Here is a 2497-nt window from a genome sequence, read left to right as displayed (position 1 = left end):
ACGTACGCCGCCTGCTCCTGGGACCCGGGCGGCAGCCGGTCGACCAGGTGGTTCACGGACAGCCGGTAGGCGATGGCCTGTTCCCGCGTCACGCTTCGCATGGCGACGACCGTACGCACGAATCACGTCAGGCGATGGCTTGTTTTCAAGGGAATACCAGTGCCAGCGGGGCGACGACCGCCAACGCGACGAGGTTGACGACACCCGGGCCCGCCCTGCGGCGGATAGCCGGGCCTGCCCGGGGCGTGCGGGTCGGGCGGTTGGCCGTTGGTCATGGGGGCTCCATGTTCGAGGCGCTCGGCGGGCGAGCCGGCCATTGTCCTGACGCGACGACCCGGTGCGCGGTTCCCCGGATCGGGCGGGCTACTCCTCGCGGAGCGGGAACGCGCGGATGATCACCGCGGTCGGCGTGGCGGACTCCGCGGCCGGCTCCGAGCCGACGAAGTCGTGCAGGACCCGGTGCAGGCGGGCGCGGAGTTCGGCGAGTTCGCCCTCGGCGAGCGTGACGACGGCGCTGAACGCGAAGTCCTCGTCGTCGGAGGTCTTCGCGGCCAGCCAGCTCGCGTACGCGGTGTCCTCGAGCTCGCGGTTCAGCGTCGCCTGCTCGGTGCGCGCCCGCTGCCACGGCTTCACCCGGCCCGGCGCGCCCGGAACCGGCTCGATCACGCCGAGCGCCTCCAGCCGCCGCAGGTGGAACGAGCACGAGCCGGTGCTCTCCCCCAGCTCGCGCGCGGCGATCGTCGACGTCGTCGCACCGTCGCGGTCGATCAGCCTCAGCAGCGCCTCCCGCAGCGGGTGCGCCCGGACGACGTCCCGGCGGTTCGGTTGGGTGTCCATGACGGCATCCTAGCGGCTTTGCAAAGGTCTGACTTTGCATAGTACGGTCTTTGCATGCCGACGTACATCCAAGGGCGGCCGAGCCGTCGCCTGCCCGAGCTGCTGGACGAGGTACGACGAGGCCGGCCGCTGCGGGTCACGGAGTACGGCGAGGAGATCCTGCACCGCCCCTGCCGGCCGGTCACCGAATTCGGGGCGGAGCGCTGGGGCGGGCTGATCGACGACATGTTCGCGACCATGTGGATCGCCGAGGGGTGCGGGCTCGCCGCGAACCAGGTGGACGTCGACGCGCAGCTGTTCGTGTACGACCTCACCGACGAGCAGGGCGACCGGCATGTCGGGCACGCGTTCAATCCGCGCGTCGAGACCAGCACCGCGCTGCTCGGCACCCACCCCGGCACCGAGGGCTGCTTGTCGGTGCCCGGCGCCGACGCCGCGCTCCCCCGCCCGACCCGCGCCGTTCTGCACGCGTACGACGTGCACGGCGCCCCGTTCACCGTCGAGGCGACCGGGTACTTCGCGCGCTGCCTCCTCCACGAGACCCAGCACCTGGCCGGCACGGTGTACGTCGACCACCTGTCGCCGAGCGCCCGCGACGACGCCCTCGCCGAGTCCGCGACGAACCGCTCGTCGGTGTTCACCCGGCGTTCGACCCGGGAAAACCAGCTGACCGGCGTCCGCTGACCGCAGTACCGTCCGTCGGATGGAGGACCCGAAGGAGATCGTCCGGCGCGGGTACGACGTACTCTCCCAGCGGTACGACGAGGCGACCGGCGCGGATTCGAAGTACGCCCCCTGGATCGCCGAACTACTCACCCGGCTGACACCCGGCAGCCGGGTCCTCGACCTCGGCTGCGGCAGCGGCGTACCAATCGCCCGAGCCCTCACCACCGCCGGACACCACGTACTCGGCGTGGACATCAGCGAGGTCCAGATCTCCCGCGCGCGGGAGCAGGTGCCGGACGCCGAGTTCGTCAACGCCGACGCTCTGACGCTCGAGCTCGCCGCCGGGTCGCTCGATGCCGTCGTGTCGCTGTACGCGCTGATCCACATACCGCTGGACGACCAGCCGCTCCTGCTCGAGCGGATCGCCCGGTGGCTGCGGCCGGGCGGGTTCTTTCTCTGTACGACAGGGCACACGGCGTGGACCGGGACCGAGGACGACTGGCTCGGCGGCGGTACGACGATGTGGTGGAGCCAGACCGATGCGGCGACATACCGGCGCTGGCTCACCGACGCCGGACTGACCGTCGAGACCGAGTTGTACGTACCGGAGAGCTCCGGTGGACATGCCCTCTTCTGGTCAGCCAAACGTTGACGCCCGACACACCAACTGAACCTCATTGAACACCCAACGGCGTCTGTGAACAGGTAATAGCCTGTCGCGCGACCCCATTACCTATCGCCAGTCCAACCCCAACTCCCCGTCGCACCCGGTACGGCGCGGCCGAGCGAACGAACGGAATCCACGGCCCGCTGGCATCCGTCCTCCTACACCCCCTCGTAGCCAGACAGCCCGTACGTCGCGAGCGCGTCCCACCGGCAGGTGCCGCGCATCCGCACCAGTTCCATGCCCCGTCCACCGGCAACAGCACGCGTGCCGGAGCAGCTGTCCCCCGGAGCAGGCATGCCGTCATCCCTCCGGGTGATCAGGCGGGTC

Annotated in this window: 3 protein-coding genes; 2 read left to right on the top strand and 1 reads right to left on the bottom strand. The window is 70.4% G+C overall.

Annotation, left to right across the window (positions count from 1 at the left end):
- Positions 1–363: 363 nt before the first annotated feature.
- Positions 364–837, bottom strand: coding sequence for a helix-turn-helix domain-containing protein (locus VFF46_RS36060; protein ID WP_325041742.1), 474 nt, complete (start codon positions 835–837; stop codon positions 364–366).
- Between the two features lie 54 nt (positions 838–891).
- Between VFF46_RS36060 and def the strand changes: the two genes are divergently transcribed.
- Positions 892–1521 carry a peptide deformylase gene (gene def / locus VFF46_RS36055; protein ID WP_325041741.1) on the top strand — a complete coding sequence of 210 codons (630 nt, stop codon included), beginning with the start codon at positions 892–894 and terminating at the stop codon, positions 1519–1521.
- A 19-nt stretch (positions 1522–1540) separates the two neighbouring features.
- The gene (locus VFF46_RS36050; protein ID WP_325041740.1) at positions 1541–2155 is read left to right on the top strand and encodes a class I SAM-dependent methyltransferase; all 615 of its coding nucleotides are present in this window, start codon (positions 1541–1543) and stop codon (positions 2153–2155) included.
- Positions 2156–2497: the final 342 nt, after the last annotated feature.

Source organism: Kribbella sp. (assembly GCF_035655035.1).
Lineage (GTDB): Bacteria > Actinomycetota > Actinomycetes > Propionibacteriales > Kribbellaceae > Kribbella.
The sequence above is the reverse complement of the archived record's forward strand: the minus strand, read 5'-3'. Positions and strand labels throughout refer to the sequence as shown.

Coding starts and splice junctions, on each gene's coding strand:
- VFF46_RS36060 (WP_325041742.1), bottom strand. CDS start 837: ATGGACACCCAACCGAACCGCCGGGACGTCGTCCGGGCGCACCCGCTG.
- def (WP_325041741.1), top strand. CDS start 892: ATGCCGACGTACATCCAAGGGCGGCCGAGCCGTCGCCTGCCCGAGCTG.
- VFF46_RS36050 (WP_325041740.1), top strand. CDS start 1,541: ATGGAGGACCCGAAGGAGATCGTCCGGCGCGGGTACGACGTACTCTCC.